This is a genomic window from Kribbella pratensis (assembly GCF_004366075.1).
Lineage (GTDB): Bacteria > Actinomycetota > Actinomycetes > Propionibacteriales > Kribbellaceae > Kribbella > Kribbella pratensis.
On sequence record NZ_SODU01000003.1, the window covers coordinates 1,304,110 to 1,328,978 of the forward strand.

Consider the following 24,869-nt stretch of genomic DNA (forward strand, 5'->3'; position numbering starts at 1 on the left):
GCTACCTCAGTACTTGAGCAGGTTGGCGTCGTCGACCGAGGCCGAGCGACGGGTGCGGAAGATGGCCATGATGATCGCCAGCCCGATCACGACCTCGGCCGCGGCCACCACCATCACGAAGAAGGCGGCGATCTGGCCGTCGAGGTTGCCGTGCTGGCGGGCGAAGCTCACGAACGCGAGGTTGGTCGCGTTCAGCATCAGCTCGACGCACATGAAGACGACGATCGCGTTCCGGCGTACCAGCACGCCGAGAGCGCCGATGCTGAACAGGATCGCCGCGAGCACGATGTACGGCTCGGTTGTCACCGCTTCTCTCCTCCTTCGGCAAACCCGGTCGTGTCGGTGCTCTCCGCCTCGGGCGGGTACAGCTCACCCGCGTCGAGCTTGCGGACCTCTTCGATGTCCGCGCGCTCCTCGGCTTCGGGGAACACGGTGCCACGTGCCTGGAGCACCCGCGAAACCGAGGTCGGTGCGATCGACCCGTCCGGCAGCAGGGCCGGGGTGTCGACGGCGTTGTGCCGGGCCAGGACACCGGGCGTCGGCAGCGGTCCGGGGTGGATGCCCTGTTCGGCGTACTTGCGGATCCGCTCCTCGGCGTGGTCGCGCTGCGTCTTCTTCTTGGTCAGCCGCTCGCGATGGGCCAGCATCATGGCGCCCATCGCCGCGGTGATCAGCAGCGCCGACGTGACCTCGAAGGCGAACACGTACTTACCGAACAGCAACTGCGCGAGGCCCTTGACGTTCCCGTCCGGCTGCGCGTCGCCCAGTCCGGTCGGGTGCCCGTAGATCGCGTTCCCGACCGCGGAGATCAGCAGCACGCCGAAACCGAGGAACGCGATCCCGGCGAGCAGCCGCTGACCGCGGATCGTCTCGACCAGCGAGTCGGACGCGTCGACGCCGACCAGCATCAGCACGAACAGGAACAGCATCAGGATCGCGCCGGTGTAGACGATGATCTGTACGGCGAACAGGAACGGCGCGTCCTGCGCGGCGTACTGCACCGCGAGGCAGATCATCACGGTCGCCAGCAGCAGCGCCGAGTGCACCGCCTTACGGACCAGCACCATCCCGATCGCGGCCAGGATCATGACCGGGGCGAGCAGCCAGAACGCCACCTGCCCCCCGGTGACCAACCCGATCATTTGGCGTCACTCCCGTCGGCGTGCGAGGCCGCGCCGGTCAGACCGAGGTAGTAGTCCTTCTCGGTCTTGCCGAGCTGCATCTCGTGCGGCGGCTCCTGCATCCCCGGAAGCAGCGGCGCCAGCAGGTCCTTCTTCTCGTAGATGAGGGACGCGCGACTGGAGTCGGCCAGCTCGTACTCGTTGGTCATGGTGAGCGCCCGGGTCGGGCAGGCCTCGATGCACAGACCGCAGAGGATGCAGCGCAGGTAGTTGATCTGGTACACCCGGCCGTACCGCTCGCCGGGCGAGAACCGGTCGCCCTCGGAGTTGTCCGCGCCCTCGACGTAGATCGCGTCCGCGGGGCAGGCCCACGCGCACAGCTCGCAGCCGACGCACTTCTCCAGCCCGTCCGGCCAGCGGTTCAGCTGGTGCCGGCCGTGGAACCGCGGTGCGGTCGGCTTCTTCGTGAACGGGTATTCCTCGGTGAACACCTTCCGGAACATCGTCCGGAAGGTGACCCCGAACCCGGCTACCGGGTCCCAGAGGGACTCTTTGACACTAGCCACGGCTGCCTGCCTTCGATTTCGGCTCGGTCTGCTGACTGGGGAGCGGTGGTGGCACCGGGAATCCGCCGGCGAAGGCGTCGAACTCCTTGCCGTCGGCCACCTCAGCCGGCTCTTCCTTCGGCTTCTGCGGGACGAACATGCTGATCACCGCGATCAGCAGCACGATCGCGGCCGCGACCAGCAGCGTCGTACGGCTGAAGTTGGTCTCGCGGCCGACCGCGCGGACGGTGGCGACCAGCAGGATCCAGGCCAGCGAGATCGGGATCAGGACCTTCCAGCCGAACTTCATGAACTGGTCGTAGCGCAGTCGCGGCAGCGTCCCGCGCAGCCAGATGTAGAAGAAGATGAAGCCCATCAGCTTGCCCATGAACCACAGCACCGGCCAGAAGCCGGAGTTCGCGCCGTCCCAGATCGAGATCGGCCACGGCGCCCGCCAGCCGCCCAGGAACAGCGTGGTGGCCAGCGCGGACACGGTCGCCATGTTGATGTACTCGGCCAGGAAGAACATCGCGTACTTGATCGAGGAGTACTCGGTCAGGAAGCCCGCGACCAGCTCGCCCTCGGCCTCGGGAAGGTCGAACGGCGCCCGGTTCGTCTCGCCGACCATCGAGATCACGTAGATCACGAACGACGGGAAGAGCAGGAACGCGTACCACCCGGGCAGCGGGATGTCGGCCCCGAACCAGTGCACGGTCTGGTGCGACTGCGCCGCCACGATCTCCGAGGTGGACAGCGAGCCCGCGAACAGGAACACCGTCACCAGCGCCAGTCCCATCGCGACCTCGTACGAGATCATCTGCGCGCTGGACCGCAGACCGCCGAGCAGCGAGTACGTCGAGTTCGACGACCAGCCGCCGAGCACGATGCCGTAGATGCCGATCGATGCGATCGCCATCACGTACAGCACCGAGACCGGCAGGTCGGTGAGCTGCAGCCGGGTGTAGGTGTCGGTGAACGGGATCTTCACCGTCGGGCCGAACGGGATCACCGCGAAGGTGAGGAAGGCCGGTACGGCGACGATCGCCGGCGCCAGCACGAAGACCAGCCGGTCGACGCCCTTCGGCATCAGGTCTTCCTTGAGCATCAGCTTCACACCGTCGGCCAGCGACTGCAGCAGACCCTGCGGGCCGTGCACGTTCGGGCCGATCCGCTGCTGCATCCGCGCCACCACCCGGCGTTCCCACCAGATGTTGAACAGCGTCAGCACCACCAGGAACACGAAGATGAACAGCACCTTGATGAGGATCACCCACCAGGGGTCGTGACCGACCCCCGCGTCAGGCACCGCGAGCGAGATCATGCGTTTCCTCCGGCGATCGTCACGATCGAGCCATGGTCTGCGTGCAACGACCGGCGGACGTGGGAGTCGGCCGAGTTGGTCGGCAGCCAGACCACGTTGTCGGTCATCGGGGTGATGACGACCGGCAGCCGGATGCTCCCGGCGTCGGTGCTCACCACCAGCTCGTCCCCGTCGGCGACGCCGATCCGGCGCGCGGTGGTGAGCGAGACCCGGGCGACCGGCGTCCGCGCGGTCGCGGTCAGGTGCGGCTCACCGTCGCAGGCGCGGCTGTCGTCGATCAGCATCCGCCAGGTCGCCAGCCGGGTGGAGTCGAACGCACCGAGGGCCGGACCGGCCTGGTACGTCGGCTCCTGGGCCCGGTCGCCGTCCCAGCGGCCGAGCTCGTCGTACTCGCGCTTGGCGCCGTCGGTCGTGCTGAAGCCGAGCGGGTTGCCCATCTCCTGCGCCAGCGCGGCCAGCGCGCGGACGTCCGGCATCGCGGCCGGCACCTTGAGCACGACCGGGAACGGCCGCTCGCGGCCCTCCCAGTTCACGAAGGTGCCGGACTTCTCCACCGGCGGTACGACGGGGAAGACCACGTCGGCGTACTCGGTCACCTGCGAGTTGCGAACCTCGAAGCTGACCACGAACGGCACCGCCTCCAGCGCGGCGAGCGCCGCGGCCGGGTCGGGCAGGTCGTCGATCTCGACACCCGCGACGACCAGCGCCTGCAGCGAACCTGCGTTGGCGATGATCTCGGTGAGGTCCTTGCCGGGCTCACCCGGCAGGTTGTCGACGCCCCAGGCGGCCTGCAGGTCGACCCGCGCCTGCGGGTCGCTGACCAGCCGGCCACCGGGCAGCAGGCCCGGAAGGCAACCAGCCTCGAGCGCGGCCCGGTCACCCGCACGCCGCGGGATCCAGGCCAGGTCGGCACCGGTGTCTAGCGCCAGCCGGAGCGCGTTCGAGTAGCCACCCGGTACGGCCGCCAGCCGCTCGCCGACGACGATGATCGAGTCCGGACCGAGTGCGGCCCGGGCAGCTGCCCCGGCCTCACCGGCGTTACCGAGATCCGCGAGTACGGCGGCCTCGGTGCCCGGCGAAGCCTGGACGACGACGCCGTTGAGCTTCTCCACACCGCGGGACGCGTACGCCGCGATCGTGAACACCTTGGTGCCGTGCTTCTTCACGCCCTTGCGCACCCGCAGGAACACCGACGGCGCCTCTTCCTCGGGCTCGAACCCGACGAACAGCACGGTGCCGGCCTTCTCCAGGTCGGAGAACGTCGTACCCAGGCCGGTGCCGGCCACCGCGGCGGCGAGGAAGTCCGCCTCCTCCGCGGAGTGCGGGCGGGCCCGGAAGTCGATGTCGTTGCTGCCCAGCGCGACCCGGGCGAACTTCGAGTACGCGTAGGCGTCCTCGACCGTCAGCCGGCCACCGGTCAGCACCGCCGCGTTGCCACGCGCCGCCGTCAGCTTCTCGGCCGCGAAGGTCAGCGCCTCCGGCCAGGACGCCGGCCGCAGCTCGCCGTCCTCGCGGATCAGCGGGTGGGTCAGCCGGTCACCGGTGCTCGCGTACTGGAACGCGAACCGGTCCTTGTCGGAGATCCACTCCTCGTTGACCTGCGGGTCGTCGCCGGCCAGCCGGCGCATCACCTTGCCGCGCCGGTAGTCGACCCGGATCGCCGCACCGGACGAGTCGTGCTCGGCCACCGACGGCACCGACACCAGGTCGAACGGCCGCGAGCGGAAGCGGTACGCCGCACTCGTCAGCGCACCGACCGGGCAGATCTGGATCGTGTTGCCGGAGAAGTAGCTCTCGAAGGGCTCCTTCTCGTAGATGCCGACCTGCTGCAGCGCGCCGCGCTCGATCAGCGCGATGAACGGGTCACCGGCGATCTGCTCGGAGAAGCGGGTGCAGCGCGCGCAGAGGATGCAGCGCTCACGGTCCAGCAGCACCTCGGCCGAGATGTTGATCGGCTTCGGGTAGGTCCGCTTGATCTCGGTGAACCGGCTCTCGCCGGCGCCGTTGCTCATCGCCTGGTTCTGCAGCGGGCACTCGCCGCCCTTGTCGCAGACCGGGCAGTCGAGCGGGTGGTTGATCAGCAGGAATTCCATCTGCCCGTGCTGAGCCTTGTCCGCCACCGGCGAGCTCACCTGGGTGCGGACCACCATGCCGTCGGCAACGACGATCGTGCAGGAAGCCTGCGGCTTCGGCATCCCGCGGCCGTTCCCGGCATCGGTGATCTCGACCAGGCACTGCCGGCAGGCGCCGACCGGGTCGAGCAGCGGGTGGTCGCAGAACCGCGGGATCTGGATCCCGATCTGCTCCGCGGCCCGGATCAGCAGGGTGTTCTTCGGAACCTTCACCTCGATGTCGTCGATGGTGACCGTCACCAGGTCGGTGCGCTCCACCTCCGACCCGGCCGGCGGGTTCGCTTGGATCGTCATGCGCTAGCTCCAGCAGTCGCGAAGACAGTGCTTGCCATCGGGTCGAACGGGCAGCCGCCGTTCTCGAAGTGCGCCAGGTACTCGTCCTTGAAGTGCGCGATCGAGCTGGTGATCGGTGCGGTCGCACCGTCGCCGAGCGCGCAGAACGACCGGCCGAGGATGTTCTCGGACAGGTCGAGCAGGACGTCCAGGTCCTCGTCGGACCCCTGGCCCTTCTCCAGCCGCTCGAGAATCTGCACCAGCCACCACGTGCCCTCGCGGCACGGCGTGCACTTGCCGCAGGACTCGTGCTTGTAGAACTCGGTCCAGCGCAGTACGGCGCGCACGACGCACACCGAGTCGTCGAAGATCTGCAGCGCCTTGGTACCGAGCATCGAACCGACCGCGCCGACGCCCTCGTAGTCCAGCGGTACGTCGAGGTGCTCGGACGTCAGCAGCGGCGTCGACGAGCCGCCCGGCGTCCAGAACTTCAGCTCGTGGCCCTCGCGGACCCCGCCGGCCAGGTCGAGCAGCTCCCGCAGCGTGATGCCCAGCGGGGCCTCGTACTGACCCGGGCGGGTGACGTGCCCGGACAGCGAGTACAGCGTCATGCCCTTGGACTTCTCGGTGCCCATCGAGGAGAACCAGTCCGGACCGTTCTTGATGATGGCGGGAACGGAAGCGATCGACTCGACGTTGTTGATGACAGTAGGGCAGCCGTACAGACCGGCCACGGCCGGGAAGGGAGGACGCAGCCGAGGTTGACCGCGACGTCCTTCCAGCGAGTCGAGCAGCGCCGTCTCCTCGCCGCAGATGTAGGCGCCGGCACCGGCGTGCACGACCACGTCGAGGTCGTAGCCGCTGCCGAGGATGTTCGTGCCGATGAAGCCCGCGTCCTTGGCCTCCTGGACCGCCTGCTGCAGCCGGCGGATCACGTGCAGGACCTCACCACGGACGTAGATGAACGCGACCGACGCGCGGATCGCGTAGGACGCGATGACGACGCCCTCGACCAGCGTGTGCGGCGTGGCCATCATCAGCGGGATGTCCTTGCAGGTGCCCGGCTCCGACTCGTCGGCGTTCACCACGAGGTACTTCGGGTTCGGGTTGTCCTGCGGGATGAACTGCCACTTCATGCCGGTCGGGAAGCCCGCGCCGCCACGGCCGCGCAGCCCGGAGTCCTTGACCGTGGCAACGACATCGGCCGGCTGCATCGCGAGCGCCTTGCGCAGCGCGTCGTACCCGCCGGACCGCTGGTACGACGACAGCTGCCAGGACCTGATCTGGTCCCAGTTGTCGGACAGCACCGGAGTCAACGTGTCAGCCATGGTCAGTCCTCCTTCTGGGTGTCGGCGTTGGAGGAGCCACCGGGCGCGGTCCAGCCGCGCTCGCGGGCCAGACGGAGGCCGGCCAGCGTGGCCTTGCCGCCGGTCGGGCCCTCGTCGGCACGGCCGTCGGGGTACCCGGCCAGCACCCGCTCGGCCTCGCGCCAGGTGCAGACCGTCGCACCGCGCGGCGACTTCACCTCGGTGCCGTCCCGCAGGTCGTCGACCAGCTGGGTGGCCGACTCCGGCGTCATGTCGTCGAAGAACTCCCAGTTGACCATCATCACCGGCGCGTAGTCGCAGGCGGCGTTGCACTCGAGGTGCTCGAGGGTGATCTTGCCGTCCTCGGTGGTCTCGTCGTTGCCGACGTCCAGGTGCTGCTTCAGCCGGTCGAAGATCAGGTCGCCGCCCATCACCGCGCACAGCGTGTTGGTACAGACACCGACGTGGTAGTCGCCGACCGGGCGGCGCTTGTACATCGTGTAGAAGGTGGCCACCGCCGACACCTCGGCGCCGGTCAGCCCGAGCACGTCGGCGCAGGCCTCGATGCCCTCCGGGGTGACCCGGCCCTCGACCGACTGCACCAGGTGCAGCATCGGCAGCAGCGCGGACCGGGCGACCGGGTACCGCGCCGCGATCTCGCGCATCTCCGCGATCGTGGCGTCGGTGATCATCGAGTCGCCGGTGCTGTACGGCACCGTCTTGTCGGTAGCAGTCGTGTGGTTCTCGGCCATTTAGCGGTCCACTCCACCCATCACCGGGTCAAGGCTGGCGACGGCGACGATCACGTCGGCGACCTGGCCGCCCTCGCACATGATCGGCATCGCCTGCAGGTTTGCGAAGGACGGGTCACGGAAGTGCACCCGGTACGGCTTGGTGCCGCCGTCGGAGACGACGTGGCAGCCCATCTCGCCGCGCGGTGACTCGAGCGCGACGTACGCCTGGCCGGCCGGCACCCGGAAGCCCTCGGTGACCAGCTTGAAGTGATGGATCAGCGCTTCCATCGACTCGCCCATGATGTGCTTGATGTGGTCGAGCGAGTTGCCCATCCCGTCGGCGCCGACGGCCAGCTGGGCCGGCCAGCCGATCTTCTTGTCGGCGACCATCACGGGCTGGCCGTCCATCTTCTCCAGCCGGTCGGCGCACTGCTCGACGATCTTCAGTGACTCGTGCATCTCCTGCAGCCGCACGCGGAACCGTCCGTACGCGTCCGAGGAGTCCCAGGTCGGTACGTCGAAGTCGTACGTCTCGTACCCGCAGTACGGCTGGCTCTTGCGCAGGTCCAGCGCGTAGCCGGTGGAGCGCACCGTCGGGCCGGAGATGCCGAGCGCCATGCAGCCGGCCAGGTCCAGGTAGCCGACGTTCTGCAGCCGCGCCTTGAAGATCGGGTTGGCGTTGCAGAGCTCGGCGTACTCCTTGAGGTGCTTGTTCATCCACGTGATGTACTCGCGGATCTTGTCCAGTGCACCCGCCGGGAGGTCCTGCGCGACACCGCCCGGCCGGATGAACGCGTGGTTCATCCGCAGCCCGGTGATCAGCTCGAACAGGTCCAGGGTCTTCTCACGCTCGCGGAAACCGATCGTCATCACGGTCAGCGCGCCGATCTCCATACCGCCGGTGGCGATGCAGACCAGGTGGCTGCTGATCCGGTTGAGCTCCATCAGGAGCACCCGCATCACGTTCGCCTTGTCCGGGATCTGGTCCTCGATCCCGAGCAGCCGCTCGACCGCGAGGCAGTACGCCGCCTCGTTGTAGAACGGCGACAGGTAGTCCATCCGGGTGCAGAACGTGACGCCCTGCGTCCAGGAGCGGAACTCCATGTTCTTCTCGATACCGGTGTGCAGGTAGCCGATGCCGCAGCGGGCCTCGGTCACGTTCTCACCGTCGAGCTCGAGGATCAGCCGGAGCACGCCGTGCGTGGACGGGTGCTGCGGGCCCATGTTGACGACGACGCGCTCTTCGGGCTCCTCGCCGAGGCCGGACACGACCGAGTCCCAGTCCTGGCCGGTGACGGTGAAGACCTTGCCCTCGGTGGTGTCCCGGGTCGTCGCGTACGGATCTGTTGCGGTCATTAGTTGTACGACCTCCGCGTGTCGGGCGGTGGGATGACAGCGCCCTTGTACTCGACGTCGATTCCGCCGAGCGGGTAGTCCTTGCGCTGCGGGTGCCCCGGCCAGTCGTCGGGCATCTGGATCCGGGTCAGGGCCGGGTGCCCGTCGAAGACGATGCCGAAGAAGTCCCAGGTCTCCCGCTCGTGCCAGTCGTTGGCCGGGTAGACCGAGACGATCGACGGGATGTGCGGGTCACTGTCGGGCGCCGACACCTCCAGCCGGATCCGGCGGTTGTGGGTGATCGACAGGAAGTGGTAGACGGCGTGCAGTTCGCTGCCGGTCTCGTTCGGGTAGTGCACGCCGCTGACACCGGAGCAGAACTCGAACCGCAGCGCCTCGTCGTCACGCAGGTGCTTGCACACCTCGACCAGGTTCTCGCGCTTGATGTGCAGGGTCAGCTCACCGCGGTCGACGACGACCTTCTCGATCGCACCGTCGGCGACCAGGCCTTCCAGCCGGTCCACGGCACCGTCGAACCAGGAGCCGTACGGTTTCGGCGTACTGCCCGGCAGCGCGACCTGGCGGCGCAGGCCACCGAAGCCGGAGGTGTCACCGGTACCGCGGACACCGAACATGCCCTCGCGCTGGTCGATCACCTCGGCCTGCGGCGTCTGCGCGTCACTGGCCGCAGAGGTCGCCGGCAGGTTCTCGGGTTGCGTGTCGCTCATCGGACACCTCGCTGCGCTCGGTCGCCGCTGCGCGACGAGGTCGCTGTGTTGTTTGTTCCCTCGCTGCGCTCGGTCATCGCAGCAGACCCTTCATCTCGATCGTCGGGGCGGCGGTCAGGGCCGCGGCCTCCTGCTCGGTCTGCAGCGCCTTCTTGTGCGCGCCGAGCTTCATGTGCTGGATCTGGTCGTGGATCTTCAGGAACGCGTCCAGCAGCATCTCCGGCCGCGGCGGGCAGCCGGGCAGGTACATGTCGACCGGTACGACGTGATCCACGCCCTGCACGATCGCGTAGTTGTTGAACATGCCGCCCGACGACGCGCACACGCCCATCGCCAGCACCCACTTCGGGCCGGGCATCTGGTCGTAGATCTGGCGCAGTACCGGAGCCATCTTCTGGCTCACCCGGCCGGCCACGATCATCAGGTCGGCCTGTCGCGGCGAGGCCCGGAAGACCTCCATGCCGAACCGCGCGGCGTCGTACCGCGGGGCGCCGGTGGTCATCATCTCGATAGCGCAGCAGGCCAGCCCGAAGGTTGCCGGCCACAACGAGGCCTTGCGCATGTAGCCGAGCAGTCCTTCGACGGTGCTCAGCAGGACGCCGGCCGGAAGCTGTTCCTCAAGACCCATGTCAGTCCCATTCCAGTCCGCCGCGGCGCCACACGTAGGCGTACGCGACGAAGACGGTGACGATGAAGATGACCATCTCGACCAGCCCGAACAGCGCCATCTGGTCGAAGGCCACCGCCCAGGGGTAGAGGAAGATGATCTCGATGTCGAAAACGATGAACAGCATCGCGGTGATGTAGTACTTCACCGGGAAGCGCCCACCACCGACCGGCTGCGGAGTGGGCTCGATGCCGCACTCGTAGGAGTCCAGCCGGGCCCGGTTGTAGCGCTTCGGGCCGACCAGGGCGCTAATGGTGATGCTGCCTGCGACGAAGAGCGCCGCGAGCACACCGAGAGCGAGAATCGGTGTATAGGGGTGCATCGCTGCGTGCTCCCTCCTTCAGCCGGTGGTCTGTGTGTTTCTCTGGATATCAGTACGCGTGTGGCTCAACTCACCCGCCCCGCCGGTCAGGCGGCGGGGGCGAGCTTCGTGAGGCCGTTGATGATCTTGTCCATCACGTCCCCGTCGCGCGGGTCGGTGAGGTTGGCGAGCAACTTCAAGGTGAACTTCATCAAGGTGGTGCGCGGCAGACCGTACTTCGTGCAGAGCCGCATCACCTCCGGATTTCCGATCAGCTTCACGAAGATCCGGCCGAGCGTGTAGTAACCGCCGTACTCCTGCTTCAGCGCCTTCGGGTACGCCGACAGCGCGCGTTCCCGCTGGTTCGGCTGCCGGTGCAGCGCCTGGGCGGCGACCTCGGCGGCGAACGCCCCGGACTCCATCGCGTACGGGATGCCCTCGCCGTTGAACGGGTTGACCATGCCGCCGGCGTCGCCGAGCAGCATCAGGCCGCGGGTGTAGTGCGGCTGCCGGTTGAAGCCCATCGGCAGCGCGGCGCCCCGGATCGGGATGGTCTGGAACTCGTCGCGGAACTGCCACTCCTCGGGCGTGACCTTGAGCCACTGCTTCAGCAGGTCGGCGTAGTCGACCTTGCCGAAGGCCTCCGAGGTGTTCAGGATGCCGAGGCCGACGTTGACGGTGCCGTCGCCCATCCCGAAGATCCAGCCGTAGCCGGGAAGCAGCACGCGGCCACCGGGCTGCTTCGGGTCGTCGGCCCACAGCTCCAGCCAGGACTCGAGGTAGTCGTCGTTGGTCCGCGGGCTGGTGAAGTACGTCCGTACGGCGACACCCATCGGGCGGTCGTCGCGCTTGTGCAGGCCCATCGCGATGCTCAGCCGGGACGAGTTGCCGTCGGCCGCCATCACCAGTGGCGCCCGGTACTCGACGTCGGCGCCGGCCCGGCGGCCGTTGTCGTCGACCGGCTTCGCGGTGACCCCGACGATGTCACCCTTGGCGTCCAGGATCGGGCCGGTCACGTTGGTCCGCTCCCGCAGCCGCGCCCCGGCCTTCTCGGCCTGCCGGGCGAGCATCTCGTCGAAGTCCATCCGGTTCCGGGTCAGGCCGTAGTTCGGGTGGCTGGCCAGGTCCGGCCAGTCGAGCTGCAGGACGTGCCCGGCGCCCTGGATGCGGAGTCCGTAGTTCCGGATCCAGCCGGCCTCTTCGGAGATGTCGATGCCCATGTTGATGAGCTGCTTGGTGCCGCGCGGGGTGAGCCCGTCGCCGCACACCTTCTCCCGCGGGAACGCGGTCTTCTCCAGCAGCAGGACGTCCAGCCCGGCGTTCGCCAGGTGGTACGCCGCCGCCGATCCGGCGGGTCCGGCACCGACGACGATCACATCGGCGGTCTCCGCCTGCTGCCCGCTCGGCACGCTCTGGCTCATCTCTCCGGCCTGGATGTTCTTGGGGGCGTGTGCGCTCGTGAACGACTTCACGAGCCCTCTTCACTCGACAGTCTAGGACTGCCTGACTCGGACACGAAACTCGCCCCAACCCCCTTGCAGGCAAGCCAATTACGCTTAATTTCCGTTGCGTAATTAACTGGCCTTCACGGCCCGGTGGATGGCGACCAGGCCGCCGGTCAGGTTGCGCCACTGGACGCGGGTCCACCCGGCGCCCTCGATCGCCCGGGCCAGCGGCTCCTGCGGCAGCCAGGCGCGCGTCGACTCCGCCAGGTACTCGTACGCCTCGGGGTTGGTCGACACCACCTTCGCCACCGCCGGCACCGCCCGCATCATGTACTCCAGGTAGACGACCCGGAACGGCTTCCACGTCGGATGCGACTGCTCGAGTACGACGAGCCGTCCGCCGGGGCGGGTCACCCGCAGCATCTCCTGCAGCGCGGCCCCGACGTCGTTCACGTTCCGCAGCGCCCAGGAGATCGTCACCACGTCGAACGTCTCGTCGGCGAACGGCAGCCGCAAGGCGTCGCCCGCGACCAGGTCCAGTTCAGGGTGCCGGCGCTTGCCGACCCGGAGCATGCCGACCGAGAAGTCGCAGGACACCACCTCGGCGCCGGCCTCGCGCAGGTTGATGCTGGACGCGCCGGTCCCGGCCGCCAGGTCGAGGATCTTCATCCCCTTCCGCGGCGCGATCGCGGCCAGCGTCGCGGGCCGCCAGTACAGCTTCTCCAGCCCCATCGTCGCGACCGCGTTGGTCCGGTCGTACCCCTCGGCCACGTTGTCGAACATGGCCGCCACATCGTGTGGTTGTTTGGTCAGGTCTGCGCGGGTCACTTGTCTAGTTGATCACGCGAGGGGGAGTCCGCCGGACAGGAGGCATACGCTTGCATCTCGTGAGTGCATCTCCAGGGAGCCGTGCGGCCCTCGCGACCCGAGGCCCCGCACCGCAGTTGGTGGTTCGCAGTCAGTCGGTGGACGGGGTCTCGGCGCAACTGCTGGATCATCTGCCCGCCGAAGGCGGACTCGCGTGGGTACGGCGGGGCGACGGGCACGTCGGCTGGGGCGTGGCCGCCCGACTGGACGTTGCCGGTGGCAACCGCTTCCAGGAGGCCATGACCTGGTGGCAGGAGCTGACGTCGGCCGCGGTGATCCGCGACGAGGTCGGCGTACCGGGCTCCGGGCTGGTCTGCTTCGGCTCCTTCGGCTTCACCGATCAGGACCCGGGTGAGCTGGTGGTCCCCGACGTGATCGTCGGCCGCCGCGGCGACACCACCTGGGTGACCACGATCTCGCCGGCCAGCTCGCTGGGCGCCCCGCCCGAGCTGGTAGTCCACGAGCCGTCGCCGGTGTACGACGTGGCGTTCGCGGACGGCGCCCGGACCGGGACGGACTGGTCGGCCATCGTCGCCGACGCGGTCCGCCGGATCACCGCCGGCGAGCTCGAGAAGGTGGTGCTGGCCCGCGACCTGATCGCGATCGCCGAGCAGCCGATCGATCTGCGCTGGCCGCTGCACCGGCTCGCGACGGCGTACCCGAACTGCTGGACGTTCTCCGTCGACGGCCTGATCGGCGCCACCCCGGAGCTGCTGGTACGCCGGGAGAAGGGCCTGATCACGTCCCGCGTGCTGGCCGGGACCATCCGCCGTACCGGCGACGACGCGCACGACCTGGCGTTGGCCGCGTCGCTGGCCCGGTCGTCGAAGGATCTCGAGGAGCACGAGTTCGCGGTCCGCTCGGTCGCCGAGGCGCTGGAGCCGCACTGTACGTCGATGAACGTGCCGGAGACCCCGTTCGTCCTGCATCTGCCGAACGTGATGCACCTGGCGACCGATGTCGCCGGCGTCGCGAACAACGGGGCGTCCGCGCTCGGCCTCGCCGCCGCCTTGCACCCGTCCGCGGCCGTCTGCGGTACGCCGACACCGGTCGCGCGGGACCTGATCGGTGAGATCGAGGGCATGCGGCGCGGCCGGTTCAGCGGACCGGTCGGGTGGATGGACGCGGTCGGCGACGGCGAGTGGTGCATCGCGCTGCGCTGCGGCCAGGCCGACCCGGAGGAGCCACGCCGGATGCGGCTGTTCGCCGGCGCCGGCATCGTGGCGGGCTCCGACCCGGACGCCGAACTTGCCGAGACGAACGCCAAGCTGGTGCCGATGAGAGACGCATTGGGAGACTGACTGTGAAGCTGACGAAGTTCGCGCACGCCTGTGTTCGCTTGGAGAAGGACGGGAAGGTCCTGCTGATCGACCCGGGCACGTTCGCCGAGGACGCGGCCTTCGAGAAGGCGGATGCGGTGCTGATCACGCACGAGCACCCCGACCACGTCGACGTCGAACGGCTGCGCGGGCTGCAGGTGCCGGTCTTCACCACCGCCGGTGTCGCGGCCGAGCTGAACGACGAGCGGGTCACGGTCGTCTCGGACGGTCAGTCGTTCGACGCGGCCGGTTTCGCGGTCCGTGCCTACGGCAAGGATCACGCGGTGATCCTGCCCGAGCTCGGCGTACCGTGCGAGAACATCGGCTACCTGGTCGACGACGCGGTCTACCACCCGGGCGACTCGTTCACCCAGCCGGACCGCGAGGTGCACACCAACCTGGTGCCGATCTCCGGCCCGTGGTTCTCGGTGGCGCCGGCGGTCGAGTACGCGCGCTCGGTCAAGGCCGAGCAGACGGTCGGCATCCACAACGCCCTGCTGAGCGACATCGGCCTCGGCATGATGCAACGCTGGATCGGTGAGGCCGGCGGCCGTCCGTACCACGGCCTGACCCCCGGTCAATCCCTCGAGATCAGCTGAACTCTGCCTCGACGAAGTCGGCCACCGGGCGGTATCCCGCCTGGTGGTAGATCTTGTTGGAGGTCGGGTTCGACAGGTCGGTGAACAGGCAGGCCTGGTTGCCGTTGGCAAGAATCATTGCCGTCACGTGACTGGTCAACGCGCCGGCGTAGCCGTGCCGCCGCCGCTCCGGGGGTGTGTAGACCGGACCGACCCGGCAGACGCCGAAGACCGGCTGGTGGAAGCCGACCATGCTGACCGGTTCGCCGTCGGCCTCCCAGATCAGCATGCTCTCGTGCTCCAGGTGCCGTTCGGCCCACTCACGGTGTCCGATGGTCAGTTCTTCGGCGAACCCGTCCTTGCCCCACGCGGCGACCAGGTCGACCTCGTCCGCCGCCATCAACCGCGCCTCGCCGGCGTCGGCTTCGAGCGGCGTGAGCTCGATCAGCTTGTGCAACCGAGTGCCACGCACAACCGTCGCCCGCCCACCGCGGTGCGCACCCCACCGTTCGCCGAACCTCGTCACGACAGGTCGATCCCCCGCGACGCCGGGGACCCGCGGCAGTACGTCGGCGAGCGCGTCGGCGACCGGCTCCGCGAGATCTTCGCGCAGCGCGCCGAGATACACGTACCGCCCCGGCGTACGCATCGCGACGCCGACCACGTCCGGGTCGTGGACGGAGACGTAGTACGACGGCTCGGTCTCCCTCATCCGGCCGGTCGCCCGCTCGTGGACGACCGTCATGACCAGGTTGTTCAGCACCGGATCCCGTTGCAGAAAAGGAAACACGGTCTGCTCGAAGGCCTGTGGATCGCTGGTCACACGAACATCCATGTCCGGGAGCGTACGCCCGCAGCACCGGACCGGTCGCCCGGATTTACACTGCGGGCATGTCCACCACGCGGTTGTTGCTGCTCGGCGTCGTGCGGATCTTCCAGCCGGCGTACGGGTACCAACTGCGGCGTGAGTTGCTGACGTGGAACGTGGAGGCGTGGGCGAACATCAACCCCGGCTCGATCTACACAGGGCTGCGCACGCTCGCGAAGCACGGGTACCTCCAGGAACTCGAGCAGGACGGTGCCCATCGCCCCGGGCGTACGTCGTACAAGCTGACCGCGGACGGCGAGACGGAGTACTTCTCGCTGCTGCGCGGCATGCTGTGGACCGTCGACGGGTTCCACCCCGACAAGATGCAGGCCACGCTCAGCTTCCTGTGGTCGCTGCGCCGCGACGAGGTGATCGCCGCCCTCGAGGCCCGGATCGCGCAACTGGAGGCCTGGCTCAAGTCCGAACCGTTCGCCGAACGCCAGATCCAGGAAGACCCCGGTACGCCGAACCACGTCGTCGAGATGTTCCGCATCACGAAGGCACGCGACGCCGGCGAGCTCCAGTGGACCCGCGACTTCCTGGACCGGATCCGCAACGGCGCGTACGCCTTCGCCGGCGAACCGGCCGACTGGGAGCCCTACCCCGGCATGGTCACCCACTGGGGCGAAATCCCCGACGCCCCCACCTCCTAACCCCCACCCCCGCCCGGCGCTCCCCCGCTCCCGCGCCCAACTTTGAGAAGCCACCAACCATTTTCGCGGCCCCGAAACGGTCGGTGGCTTCTCAAAGTTGGGGTTGGTGGGGCGGTAGTCAAGATTGACTAGTCAATGTTGATTAGTCAGACTGGGCCGCATGATGATCGAAGCTCGCGGGCTGGTGCGGACGTTCAAGACGAAGCGAGGACCTGTACAGGCGGTACAGGGGGTTGACCTCGAGGTGGCCGACGGGGAGATCGTCGGTTTTCTGGGGCCGAACGGGGCCGGTAAGACCACGACGATGCGGATGCTGGCGACGCTGATCCAGCCGACGGCGGGGACCGCGACGGTCGCCGGATGTGACCTCGCGAAGGACCCGGTGGGCGTCCGCCGCCGCATCGGGTACGTCCCGCAGAGCGGATCCACCTTGCCCGAGGCGATCGCCGGTGACGAGGTCGTCGATCACGCCCGGCTGTACGGCGTACCGAAGGCGAAGGCGATCGCGGAGGGACAGCGCCTGTTCGAGGAGCTCGACCTCCCCGGCCTCTGGCGCCGCCAGTGCAAGACGCTCTCCGGCGGGCAGCGCCGGCGCCTCGACATCGTGATGGGCCTGATCCACGACCCGAAGCTGATCTTCCTGGACGAGCCGACCACCGGCCTCGACCCGCAGGCGCGCGCCAACCTCTGGGAGCACATCCGCGGCCTCCGCGACCGCGGCGCGACGATCTTCCTGACCACGCACTACCTGGACGAGGCGGACGCGCTCTGCGACCGGATCCTGGTCATCGACCACGGCAAGATCGTCGCCTCGGGTACGCCGGAGAACCTGAAGCAGCAGGTCTCCGGGGACGCCGTCCGGCTGACGATCGCGGACACCGCGCAGGCGCCGGCGGTGATGAAGATCGTCCGCGAGCTCGAGGGAGCGGTCGAGGTCGGGACCGAGGACGACGTGGTCGGGTTCCGGATCCCCCGCGGCGGGTCGGTGCTGCCCACCCTGCTCCGCTCGATCGATGCCCAAGGCATCGAGTTGCACGGCGTCGAGGTCCATCGGCCGACGCTCGACGACGTGTTCCTGACCATGACCGGCCGCTCCCTCCGCGACGAGGACGCCAACCCCACCGAAGAGAAGAAGGAGGCCGCGGCGTGAACGTCCTCCGTGAGACCTGGATCGTTTTCCATCGTCAGATGCGGCTGTCGCTGCGGAACCCGATGTGGTCGATCCTGATGCTGAGCCAGCCGCTGATGTACCTGTTCCTGTTCGGCCCGCTGCTCAAGCCGATCACCGCGCAGATCAGCCAGGGCGCCACCACGAACGCCTACCAGGTCTTCATTCCCGGCCTGATCGTGCAGCTCGGCATGTTCGGCGCGATGTTCGTGGGCTTCGGCCTGATCGCGGAGTACCGGGCCGGCGTGATCGAGGCCGACCGCGTCACCCCGGCCTCCCGGATCGCGCTGATGGCAGGGCGAGTACTGCGGGACGTCGTCGTGCTCGTGGTCCAGTCGATCCTCCTGCTGCTCGCAGCACTGCCGTTGGGTCTGCGTGCCCCGTGGGCCGGTGTACTGCTCTCGCTGGTGATCGTCGCGCTCCTCGGCGCCACGTTCGCCTCGCTGTCGTACTCCGTCGCGCTCATCACCAAGAGCGAGGACGCACTGGCCCCGCTGCTGAACGGCATCGCCATGCCGCTCCTGCTGCTGTCCGGCATCCTCCTGCCGATGCAGATCGGTCCGACGTGGCTGCAGCGGCTGTCCGACATCAGCCCACTGAAGCACGTGGTGAACGGCGTACGCGCCCTGTTCCGCGGCGACATCAGCAGCTCGTCGTCGCTCTGGGGCCTGTTCTGGGTGGTCCTGCTGACCGTCATCGGACTGGCTGTCGGAGCAAGAACGTTCCGCAAGGAATCCGCTTGATGTTCATCGTGTCGTCGTATGGCCGGGCTACCGTCCGGCCATGCGTTCGCCGGTGGTCTGTGGGGTCGTCGGCGCTGTTGTAGTCGCTGCGGCGAGTCTGGTGACGTCAGTGGTACCGGCGTCGTCCTGGGTCGCTCCGATCCCGCTACGGCACTCCCTGCTTGGCCGGATGGTCGGGCTGACGTTCATGGTCGCTGGGCTCGGGCTGATGGCCTGGGCCTGGCTGACCGTGGGCAGGCGCGTCATAGCCCGCGAACGCCTCCCACTGCTCCGTATGGCGGGGTGCTGGAGCGCACCGCTCCTGCTGGCCCCGCCACTGTTCAGCCGCGACGCCTGGAGCTACGCGGCTCAGGGCGCACTCGTCGCCGAGGGCTACAACCCGTACGACGTGGGTCCCGGCGCACTGTCCGGCCACATCATCGAGGCCGTCGACCCGATGTGGATGCAGACACCTGCACCGTACGGGCCCCTGCCACTCGCGTACGGCGGTCTGGTCGCCCACCTCACCATGGACCCGTACGTGCTGATGCTGGCGCACCGCCTCCTCGCCGTACTGGGCATAGTCCTCATCGCCTGGGCAGTGCCGCGCTTGGCGATCGCATGTCGCGTCGACCCGGCTTTCGCCACCTGGCTGGTCGTGCTGAATCCCATGCTGATCACCCACGGCATCGGCGCGGCCCACAACGACGTACTGATGCTCGGGCTGGCCAGCAGCGCGTTCGCACTGGCACTGACTGGTCGCTGGGGTACGGCGGCAGTCGTGGCCGGTGTGGCTGCCGCAGTGAAGCTCCCGGGCGGACTGGTGGTGATCGCGATCGCCGCAGTGATGAGCCCACTGGCCGGACGGCTGCATCGGTTCGCCAGCCTGGTGATTGCGGGCGCTGCGTCTGTACTGACCCTCGTCACCATCGGTGCACTGACCGGTGTGGGCTCCGGGTGGCTCGGTGCGCTCGACGTACCCGGGCTGGTCCGTTCACCCTTTTCCATCGCCAACCTGATCGGTATGGCGGCGTCCGGCGTACTGGGCTGGCTCGGAGAGGACACTGCGGCCGCACAAGCGCTACAGATTGTCCGCCTGGTCGGCATGGTCGCCGCACTCGCTCTGATCGCGTGGCTCAGCCTCCGGTCGTCGATCCACTACGCGGCAAGGGCTGTCGGCGTCGCACTACTCGCGGTCGTCGTACTCGGACCGAGCGCGCACGACTGGTACTTCCTCTGGTGCCTGCCGTTCCTGGCCGTCGCACGCCCCGGACGGCGGCTGACTACGATCATGACCGCGGTCAGCCTGATCTTCACGATCGCCGCTCCGCTCAACTCGTCTCTGCGCGGCGCGACGATCCCGATCCTCACGACGACCGCACTGGTGATCGCGATGGCAGTGCCGTTGCTCAGCCACTTGCGGACGCTGCAGCCGGCGCGGAAGGTCCCCGCTACAGCTGCTTGAGCGCCTTACAGCTGCTTGAGCGCCGCGACCATCGCCGCGCCGAGCGGCCGGTGGTCGTCCCGGGAGATCCGCACCTCGACCACGTCCAGGCCGGCGACCGCGGGCGTCAGCGCGGCCCGCAACTCGTCGACGGTCTGCACCAGCGTGTACGCCGTACCGCTGGCCGCGCACAGTGCGCCGATGTCCACGTTGTGCGGCGTACCGAAGACGCGCTCGAAGTGCGTCGCGTGCGTAGGATCGCCCTGCTCGAGCGTGGAGAAGATCCCGCCGCCGTTGTCGTTCACGACCACGATCCGCAGGTCGGGGCGCGCCTCGTCCGGCCCGATGACGAGCCCGTTGCTGTCGTGCAGGAAGGCGAGATCGCCGATCAGCGCGTGCGTCGGGCCGGCGTTCGCGAGAGCGGCGCCGATCGCGGTCGAGATCGTGCCGTCGATACCGGCCAGGCCGCGGTTCGCGATCGTGCGGATCGGGACGATCGGGGCGAGGTCGAGGTCGCGGATCGGGTTCGACGAGGCGACGACGAGCATGCCGTCCGCGCCGACGGCCTCGCCGACGAGGGCAGCGACGCGTGGCCCGCTCAAGCCGTCCGCGAGGACCTTGTCGAGCTCCGGGCGGGCGAGCTGGTCGGCGTGCTGCCATCTGGCGAGCCAGTCGGTCTGGTCGGCACCGGTGACCTCGAGCGCGGTGACGACGGAGGCGGCACGCCGGGCCGGGTCAGGCCACAGTCCGATCGGCGAGATCACGACAACCTCGACGTCGGGCCGGGCCAGCAGCTTCGAGATCGGGCGGGACAGCGTCGGATGCCCGAACACCAGCACCCGCTCGATCTCGCCCGCCAACGTGTTTGCCTGCAGCAACAACCGGTACGCCGAGATGACCGACGGACCGGTCCGTGCCCGGCTCGACGGCTCCGCGAACAACGGCCACTGCCCGGCCTCCGCCGCCAACCGCGCGGACTGCGACGCACCGTCGCCGGCGACGACCACCGTCTTCGGTCCGGGCGACACAGCGGCTGGACGGCCCGCTGCTGCGTGAATCGAGGTCCACGGGCCGGTGCTGCGTCCGCTCAGCGGCTCAGGCCACTCTGGTCCCTCTGTCGGGATCAGCGGCTCCGAGAACGGACAGTTGAGCTGCACCGGACCCGGGTCGGCGGTGCGGGCACCTACTGCCGTAGCCACGGCTCTGGCCACCTGCGAGCGCCAGTACGCGACCTGGCCGATCTCACGGACCGGCGTACCCATTTCGTGGAACAGGCGGACCGCAGAGCCGAACACCTTGATCTGGTCGGTGGTCTGGTTCGCACCGCTGCCTCTCAGGGCAGGTGGCCGGTCTGCGCTCAGCACGATCAGCGGGAGCCCGCTGTGCGATGCCTCGAGCACAGCCGGGTGCAGGTTCGCTACCGCAGTACCTGAGGTAGTCACCACGGGTACTGGTAGGCCGCTCCCCCGCATCAGGCCGATGGCCAGGAATCCCGCCGTACGCTCGTCAATGCGCACATGCAGTCGGAGCCGCCCGTCACGGTCGGCGGCCGCAAGTGCCAGGGCCAGTGGGGCGCTGCGGGAGCCCGGCGACACCACGGCCTCACGTACACCGCAGCGGATCAGTTCGTCGACCACTACAGTCGCAAAAGCCGTGGACGGGTTCATCCGGCGCTCCTTACTCGGGACAGGCGTTCTTCCCACACCTTTGTCCGGTCCGCGTCCGCACGCGCGGCTTCCAGCAGCAGGGGATCCGGTACGACGCTTCGGACCGGCAGGAACCCGTTGGTCGGCAGCAGCGGCTCGGCGACCACCTCTTGGGTGAACATCGAGACCGTGGCGAGACCGCAGGCGTAGGGCAGCTCCGGAAGCGCAGCGGCGAGCGCGACGCCGGCAGCGATGCCTACCGAGGTCTCTAGTGCAGACGACACCACTACGGGCAGTCCGATCTGCTCAGCGATCTCCAGACACGCGCGGACGCCTCCGATCGGCTGCACCTTCAGCACGGCGATGTCCGCGGCGTCGAGTTTCTTGACCCGCAGCGGGTCCTCGGCCCGGCGGATCGACTCGTCAGCCGCAACAGGTACGTCGGTACGTCGCCGTACGTCGGCCAGCTCCTCCACGGTCGCGCACGGCTGCTCGACGTACTCCAGGTCGAACCGCTGTAACTGCTTCAGGTTCTGCACGGCCTGGTCCACTGACCACAGCCCGTTGGCGTCGATGCGCACCTGTCCGCCGCCGATCGCGTCCCGCACCGCCTCGACACGCTCCAGGTCGTCGGCGAGCGTCTGACCCGGCTCGGCTACCTTCACCTTCGCCGTACTGCAGCCGGACGCTCTGACGATCTCCGCAGCTCTCTCGGGTCCAACGGCCGGCACTGTGCAGTTGACGGGCACGCGGTCGCGGACCGGTGCCGGCCAGCCCTCCTCGGCCGCCTCCCGGGCCGCACGCAGCCAGGACACACAGGTGGCGTCGTCGTAGTCCAGGAACGGGCTCCACTCCGCCCAGCCCGCGGGGCCTTCGTACAGCATTCCCTCGCGCACTGTGATGCCACGGAACTTGTTCTTGAGGCCGATCGAGTACGTGATCACCGCACGCCCTCCAGCAACCGCTGCCGGTCCACCTTGCCCGAGGCAAGCATCGGCAACGCCTGCAGCTGTACGACGTCTCGCGGGGCCCATGTCCGCGGCAAGGTTTGACTGACCCAGTCCCTGAGCTCGTCGCGCGTCGGGTCACCTACTACGAACGCCACCACCCGCGTCCCCCACTCAGCGTCCGGAACTCCAAGTACTACAGCGTCCGCGAGCTTCGGATGCTCGAGCAGCCGCGCCTGCACGGTCGTCAGCGTGACATTCACTCCGCCGGAGATCACCACGTCGTCCACGCGACCGATCACGCGCAGCCGCCCGTCCACGAGCTCACCGCGATCCTGCGTACGGAACCACCCGTCCTGCAGTACTTCGGCGGTGAGGTCCGGCCGCAGCCTGTACCCATCGAACAGCGTGCTCCCCTTGATGAGGATGCGTCCGTCGTCCAGGTCGATCGACGTACCGTCCAGCGGCACCCCGGCGTAAACACACCCGCTGCCGGTCTCGGTCATCCCGTACGCCGGGATCGCATTGACGCCGGCCTCCGCTGCCTTGGCCTTCAACGGCTCAGGTGTGGACGCGCCGCCGATGATGATCGCGTCGAACGACCGCAGCGCATCCAGATCCGTCTCGAGATAACGGGCCAGCTGCGTCGGCACCATCGCGGTGTACCGGCGTACACCGGTCAACTGACGCGCCGCCGCGGTGAAGTTGTCGTCGAGCAGCACAGGCGTCGTACCGGCGACCAGCGAGCGCGTGAGGATCTGCAGGCCGCCGACGAAGTACGGCTTCATCGGGAGCAGCCACTGCCCCGGACCGCCGAGTCGGTCGTGCGTGGCGGTCGCCGACGCGATCAGCGCCTCCCGTGACAGCAGCACACCCTTCGGCTCACCGGAGGACCCGGAGGTGGTCAGGACCACCGCACAGCCGTCCTCGAGCGGCTCATCCGGCTTGGCCGCATCGTGTACCCGTGCGGCCGCGGCCGGGTCGCTCGGCACCGGTGCGAACGGCGTACCGCTGCCGTCCAGCACCCCGGCGAGCGCCGCCAACACCCCGTCCGGCGTCCCCGGAACCAGTCGCAACCTAGACATGACACACCGAGCGTACGGCCCGCCTCCGGACGGCCGGCTCCCGGCTGACACAATCGATGGTCATGGCCACCCCTGCCCAGTGGATCGAAGGCGCCCGCCCGCGAACCCTGCCCGCCGCGATCTCCCCCGTTCTGGTCGGAACCGGCGCGGCCGCGTACCTGGACGGCTTCGTCTGGTGGAAGGCGCTGCTCGCCCTGGGCGTTGCGCTGGCCCTGCAGATCGGCGTCAACTACGCCAACGACTACAGCGACGGCATCCGCGGCACCGACGAGAACCGGGTCGGCCCACTCCGCCTGGTCGGCTCGAAGGTCGCCACTCCACGGGCCGTCAAGACCGCGGCCTTCACCTGCCTCGGCATCGGCGCTGCGCTGGGCATCGTGCTGTGCGCAACGACCACGTGGTGGCTGCTCGTCGCCGGGGCCGCGTCGTTGCTCGGTGCTTGGTTCTACACGGGCGGCAAGAAGCCTTACGGCTACCGAGCGCTCGGTGAAGTCAGCGTGTTCCTCTTCTTCGGCCTGGTCGCCGTCCTCGGTACGACGTACGCCCAAGCGGAAAGGCTGCACTGGTCGGCCGTCGCCGGCGCTGTCTCGGTCGGCGCGATCGCCTGCGCTCTCCTGGTCGCCAACAACCTCCGCGACATCCCGACCGACTCGGTCACCGGAAAGCGCACGCTGGCTGTGGTGTTGGGCGCGGCCCTCTCCCGCCGCTTCTACGCCGCCCTGATCGCCGTGGCCTTCGTCCTCGCGGCGATCTCGGTCATCGCCACCCCGTGGACCCTCCTGGCCTTCATCGCCCTCCCCCTGGCCGTGAAGTCCACCCGCATCATCCTCAGCGACGCAGTAGGCCCCGCCCTCATCCCCGTCCTGAAGCTCACCGGCCTCACCGAACTCCTCTACGCCATCGGCCTCGGACTGGGACTCGCCCTAGGCAGCTAGGTCCTCCCCAAGCGCCGGATCCCGCAGTCAGGCATCGCTGGGAACCTGCGGGCGGAAGTCAACCTCGCAGGTGTAGTACCGCATCGACAGGGCCGCGCGCTCGACGTCGACGGCTCCCTCGCCGATGGCGAGGGCATGGTTGAGCCACCGGTGGGGTTCGTGATCCGTCACAAAGGTCAGAACATGCAGGCCCGAGCCGTCGGCGAGGTTCGACAGGCCTGTGAGGCGGAACAGCACGAAGCCGCCGTCGCCGACGTCAACCGTTCCGCGGGCGTCGGGATGGGCGTACCCGTCCTGGATTCTGGGGTTGTTCGACCATCGAGCCGTACCGCTCAGCCGACCGATGAAAGCCGCGGTCCCCTGCCCGTACAGCAAACCGTCGCCTGCCTCCGAGGGCTCGACCGACTGCAGTAGGTCGTAGCGCCACTCGACGTCACAGAGATGGTCGAGCCTCATGGTCCGCCTCCCAGCCAGGTTCCTGACGGCGGTCCCCCTCGGTCAGCTGATGCCTGCGATGAGCTGTTCGATGGCGTCGGCGAGTGCGCCGACCGGTTGTTCGCCGTCCAACTCCAGAGTCGCACCTCGTCGCAGCAATGGCTCGACCGCTCGGACGTAGTTCGCGATCTCGGCCTGTTGCTCCGCGGTTCGGCCGTACGGGTTGCCGGTACGCCGGCTCAAGCGCTCGATGAGAACGTGCCGGTGCCGGACATGCCGGTGAGCAGGACGCG

Annotated in this window: 26 protein-coding genes; 7 read left to right on the forward strand and 19 right to left on the reverse strand. The window is 68.6% G+C overall.

Annotated features, from left to right (window positions below; genetic code table 11):
• Positions 1 to 6 precede the first annotated feature (6 nt).
• The 13 genes from nuoK to EV137_RS30590 all read right to left on the reverse strand — a co-directional run bounded on the left by nuoK (position 7) and on the right by EV137_RS30590 (position 12,737).
• The gene (nuoK, locus tag EV137_RS30530; RefSeq protein ID WP_130384807.1) at positions 7 to 306 is read right to left on the reverse strand and encodes an NADH-quinone oxidoreductase subunit NuoK; all 300 of its coding nucleotides are present in this window, start codon (positions 304 to 306) and stop codon (positions 7 to 9) included.
• Entirely contained in the window at positions 303 to 1,142 is an 840-nt protein-coding gene (locus tag EV137_RS30535; RefSeq protein ID WP_134131669.1) for an NADH-quinone oxidoreductase subunit J, read from the reverse strand. Before EV137_RS30535 ends, nuoK begins: the two co-directional genes overlap by 4 nt.
• Entirely contained in the window at positions 1,139 to 1,687 is a 549-nt protein-coding gene (gene nuoI, locus EV137_RS30540) for an NADH-quinone oxidoreductase subunit NuoI (protein WP_134008062.1), read from the reverse strand. Before nuoI ends, EV137_RS30535 begins: the two co-directional genes overlap by 4 nt.
• Positions 1,680 to 2,987, reverse strand: a complete 1,308-nt coding sequence (nuoH, locus tag EV137_RS30545) for an NADH-quinone oxidoreductase subunit NuoH (protein ID WP_134008060.1) — start codon at positions 2,985 to 2,987, stop codon at positions 1,680 to 1,682. The genes nuoI and nuoH overlap by 8 nt, the downstream gene beginning before the upstream one ends.
• Complete coding sequence (locus tag EV137_RS30550) at positions 2,984 to 5,413, reverse strand: NADH-quinone oxidoreductase subunit G (protein WP_134131670.1); 2,430 nt, start codon at positions 5,411 to 5,413, stop codon at positions 2,984 to 2,986. Before EV137_RS30550 ends, nuoH begins: the two co-directional genes overlap by 4 nt.
• Positions 5,410 to 6,720, reverse strand: coding sequence for an NADH-quinone oxidoreductase subunit NuoF (gene nuoF / locus EV137_RS30555; RefSeq protein WP_134131671.1), 1,311 nt, complete (start codon positions 6,718 to 6,720; stop codon positions 5,410 to 5,412). The genes EV137_RS30550 and nuoF overlap by 4 nt, the downstream gene beginning before the upstream one ends.
• Positions 6,721 to 6,722: 2 nt before the next feature.
• Positions 6,723 to 7,451, reverse strand: coding sequence for an NADH-quinone oxidoreductase subunit NuoE (gene nuoE / locus EV137_RS30560; protein WP_238175647.1), 729 nt, complete (start codon positions 7,449 to 7,451; stop codon positions 6,723 to 6,725).
• Positions 7,452 to 8,789, reverse strand: coding sequence for an NADH-quinone oxidoreductase subunit D (locus tag EV137_RS30565; protein ID WP_134008054.1), 1,338 nt, complete (start codon positions 8,787 to 8,789; stop codon positions 7,452 to 7,454).
• Positions 8,789 to 9,496, reverse strand: coding sequence for an NADH-quinone oxidoreductase subunit C (locus EV137_RS30570; protein ID WP_134008052.1), 708 nt, complete (start codon positions 9,494 to 9,496; stop codon positions 8,789 to 8,791). Before EV137_RS30570 ends, EV137_RS30565 begins: the two co-directional genes overlap by 1 nt.
• Before the next feature lie 73 nt (positions 9,497 to 9,569).
• Positions 9,570 to 10,124 carry a NuoB/complex I 20 kDa subunit family protein gene (locus EV137_RS30575; RefSeq protein ID WP_131286677.1) on the reverse strand — a complete coding sequence of 185 codons (555 nt, stop codon included), beginning with the start codon at positions 10,122 to 10,124 and terminating at the stop codon, positions 9,570 to 9,572.
• Position 10,125: 1 nt separating this feature from the next.
• Positions 10,126 to 10,485, reverse strand: a complete 360-nt coding sequence (locus tag EV137_RS30580; protein ID WP_133789593.1) for an NADH-quinone oxidoreductase subunit A — start codon at positions 10,483 to 10,485, stop codon at positions 10,126 to 10,128.
• A gap of 86 nt (positions 10,486 to 10,571) precedes the next feature.
• Positions 10,572 to 11,885, reverse strand: coding sequence for a geranylgeranyl reductase family protein (locus tag EV137_RS30585; RefSeq protein WP_134009108.1), 1,314 nt, complete (start codon positions 11,883 to 11,885; stop codon positions 10,572 to 10,574).
• Positions 11,886 to 12,038: 153 nt separating this feature from the next.
• Positions 12,039 to 12,737 (reverse strand): demethylmenaquinone methyltransferase, encoded by a 699-nt coding sequence (locus EV137_RS30590; RefSeq protein ID WP_134008050.1) that lies wholly within the window; start codon positions 12,735 to 12,737, stop codon positions 12,039 to 12,041.
• 59 nt (positions 12,738 to 12,796) lie between these two features.
• Here EV137_RS30590 and EV137_RS30595 point away from each other — a divergent pair, with 59 nt between their 5' ends.
• Together EV137_RS30595 and EV137_RS30600 are read left to right on the forward strand one after the other, a co-directional pair.
• A complete protein-coding gene (locus tag EV137_RS30595) occupies positions 12,797 to 14,077 on the forward strand; it encodes an isochorismate synthase (protein ID WP_134131672.1) in 1,281 nt (426 codons plus the stop codon).
• A gap of 2 nt (positions 14,078 to 14,079) precedes the next feature.
• The gene (locus EV137_RS30600; RefSeq protein ID WP_134131673.1) at positions 14,080 to 14,694 is read left to right on the forward strand and encodes an MBL fold metallo-hydrolase; all 615 of its coding nucleotides are present in this window, start codon (positions 14,080 to 14,082) and stop codon (positions 14,692 to 14,694) included.
• On the opposite strand, the gene EV137_RS30605 is transcribed toward EV137_RS30600, so the two are convergent.
• Complete coding sequence (locus tag EV137_RS30605; protein ID WP_134131674.1) at positions 14,687 to 15,508, reverse strand: GNAT family N-acetyltransferase; 822 nt, start codon at positions 15,506 to 15,508, stop codon at positions 14,687 to 14,689. The genes EV137_RS30600 and EV137_RS30605 overlap by 8 nt on opposite strands.
• Positions 15,509 to 15,564: 56 nt before the next feature.
• Here EV137_RS30605 and EV137_RS30610 point away from each other — a divergent pair, with 56 nt between their 5' ends.
• From EV137_RS30610 to mptB, 4 genes are all read left to right on the forward strand, one after another.
• Positions 15,565 to 16,194 (forward strand): PadR family transcriptional regulator, encoded by a 630-nt coding sequence (locus EV137_RS30610; protein WP_134131675.1) that lies wholly within the window; start codon positions 15,565 to 15,567, stop codon positions 16,192 to 16,194.
• 160 nt (positions 16,195 to 16,354) lie between these two features.
• Positions 16,355 to 17,344 (forward strand): ABC transporter ATP-binding protein, encoded by a 990-nt coding sequence (locus EV137_RS30615; RefSeq protein ID WP_134008041.1) that lies wholly within the window; start codon positions 16,355 to 16,357, stop codon positions 17,342 to 17,344.
• Entirely contained in the window at positions 17,341 to 18,105 is a 765-nt protein-coding gene (locus EV137_RS30620) for an ABC transporter permease (protein ID WP_134008039.1), read from the forward strand. Before EV137_RS30615 ends, EV137_RS30620 begins: the two co-directional genes overlap by 4 nt.
• A gap of 40 nt (positions 18,106 to 18,145) precedes the next feature.
• The gene (mptB, locus tag EV137_RS30625) at positions 18,146 to 19,549 is read left to right on the forward strand and encodes a polyprenol phosphomannose-dependent alpha 1,6 mannosyltransferase MptB (RefSeq protein ID WP_134131676.1); all 1,404 of its coding nucleotides are present in this window, start codon (positions 18,146 to 18,148) and stop codon (positions 19,547 to 19,549) included.
• Between the two features lie 5 nt (positions 19,550 to 19,554).
• Here the strand turns inward: mptB and menD are convergent, their stop codons facing one another.
• The 3 genes from menD to menE are packed head-to-tail and all read right to left on the reverse strand — an operon-like array spanning position 19,555 to position 23,206.
• Positions 19,555 to 21,195, reverse strand: a complete 1,641-nt coding sequence (gene menD / locus EV137_RS30630) for a 2-succinyl-5-enolpyruvyl-6-hydroxy-3-cyclohexene-1-carboxylic-acid synthase (protein WP_134008035.1) — start codon at positions 21,193 to 21,195, stop codon at positions 19,555 to 19,557.
• Positions 21,192 to 22,118, reverse strand: a complete 927-nt coding sequence (locus EV137_RS30635) for an o-succinylbenzoate synthase (protein ID WP_238175650.1) — start codon at positions 22,116 to 22,118, stop codon at positions 21,192 to 21,194. The genes menD and EV137_RS30635 overlap by 4 nt, the downstream gene beginning before the upstream one ends.
• Complete coding sequence (gene menE / locus EV137_RS30640) at positions 22,115 to 23,206, reverse strand: o-succinylbenzoate--CoA ligase (protein WP_134131678.1); 1,092 nt, start codon at positions 23,204 to 23,206, stop codon at positions 22,115 to 22,117. Before menE ends, EV137_RS30635 begins: the two co-directional genes overlap by 4 nt.
• 62 nt (positions 23,207 to 23,268) lie before the next feature.
• Here menE and EV137_RS30645 point away from each other — a divergent pair, with 62 nt between their 5' ends.
• Positions 23,269 to 24,141, forward strand: a complete 873-nt coding sequence (locus tag EV137_RS30645; protein WP_134131679.1) for a 1,4-dihydroxy-2-naphthoate polyprenyltransferase — start codon at positions 23,269 to 23,271, stop codon at positions 24,139 to 24,141.
• 27 nt (positions 24,142 to 24,168) lie between these two features.
• Here the strand turns inward: EV137_RS30645 and EV137_RS30650 are convergent, their stop codons facing one another.
• Positions 24,169 to 24,597: a DUF3237 domain-containing protein gene (locus tag EV137_RS30650; protein WP_134131680.1), complete on the reverse strand. Its 429-nt coding sequence runs from the start codon at positions 24,595 to 24,597 to the stop codon at positions 24,169 to 24,171.
• A gap of 42 nt (positions 24,598 to 24,639) precedes the next feature.
• Entirely contained in the window at positions 24,640 to 24,819 is a 180-nt protein-coding gene (locus EV137_RS30655; protein WP_134131681.1) for a hypothetical protein, read from the reverse strand.
• Between the last annotated feature and the right edge of the window lie 50 nt (positions 24,820 to 24,869).

Excerpts from the sequence above, each read along its gene's own strand:
- EV137_RS30615 (WP_134008041.1), top strand. The coding sequence starts at position 16,355 with ATGATGATCGAAGCTCGCGGGCTGGTGCGGACGTTCAAGACGAAGCGA.
- mptB (WP_134131676.1), top strand. The coding sequence starts at position 18,146 with ATGCGTTCGCCGGTGGTCTGTGGGGTCGTCGGCGCTGTTGTAGTCGCT.
- EV137_RS30550 (WP_134131670.1), bottom strand. The coding sequence starts at position 5,413 with ATGACGATCCAAGCGAACCCGCCGGCCGGGTCGGAGGTGGAGCGCACC.
- EV137_RS30585 (WP_134009108.1), bottom strand. The coding sequence starts at position 11,885 with ATGAGCCAGAGCGTGCCGAGCGGGCAGCAGGCGGAGACCGCCGATGTG.
- EV137_RS30650 (WP_134131680.1), bottom strand. The coding sequence starts at position 24,597 with ATGAGGCTCGACCATCTCTGTGACGTCGAGTGGCGCTACGACCTACTG.
- EV137_RS30610 (WP_134131675.1), top strand. The coding sequence starts at position 15,565 with ATGTCCACCACGCGGTTGTTGCTGCTCGGCGTCGTGCGGATCTTCCAG.
- EV137_RS30565 (WP_134008054.1), bottom strand. The coding sequence starts at position 8,789 with ATGACCGCAACAGATCCGTACGCGACGACCCGGGACACCACCGAGGGC.
- menD (WP_134008035.1), bottom strand. The coding sequence starts at position 21,195 with ATGAACCCGTCCACGGCTTTTGCGACTGTAGTGGTCGACGAACTGATC.
- nuoE (WP_238175647.1), bottom strand. The coding sequence starts at position 7,451 with ATGGCCGAGAACCACACGACTGCTACCGACAAGACGGTGCCGTACAGC.
- EV137_RS30535 (WP_134131669.1), bottom strand. The coding sequence starts at position 1,142 with ATGATCGGGTTGGTCACCGGGGGGCAGGTGGCGTTCTGGCTGCTCGCC.
- nuoF (WP_134131671.1), bottom strand. The coding sequence starts at position 6,720 with ATGGCTGACACGTTGACTCCGGTGCTGTCCGACAACTGGGACCAGATC.
- nuoH (WP_134008060.1), bottom strand. The coding sequence starts at position 2,987 with ATGATCTCGCTCGCGGTGCCTGACGCGGGGGTCGGTCACGACCCCTGG.
- EV137_RS30575 (WP_131286677.1), bottom strand. The coding sequence starts at position 10,124 with ATGGGTCTTGAGGAACAGCTTCCGGCCGGCGTCCTGCTGAGCACCGTC.
- EV137_RS30580 (WP_133789593.1), bottom strand. The coding sequence starts at position 10,485 with ATGCACCCCTATACACCGATTCTCGCTCTCGGTGTGCTCGCGGCGCTC.
- menE (WP_134131678.1), bottom strand. The coding sequence starts at position 23,206 with ATGTCTAGGTTGCGACTGGTTCCGGGGACGCCGGACGGGGTGTTGGCG.
- EV137_RS30645 (WP_134131679.1), top strand. The coding sequence starts at position 23,269 with ATGGCCACCCCTGCCCAGTGGATCGAAGGCGCCCGCCCGCGAACCCTG.
- EV137_RS30570 (WP_134008052.1), bottom strand. The coding sequence starts at position 9,496 with ATGAGCGACACGCAACCCGAGAACCTGCCGGCGACCTCTGCGGCCAGT.
- EV137_RS30605 (WP_134131674.1), bottom strand. The coding sequence starts at position 15,508 with ATGGATGTTCGTGTGACCAGCGATCCACAGGCCTTCGAGCAGACCGTG.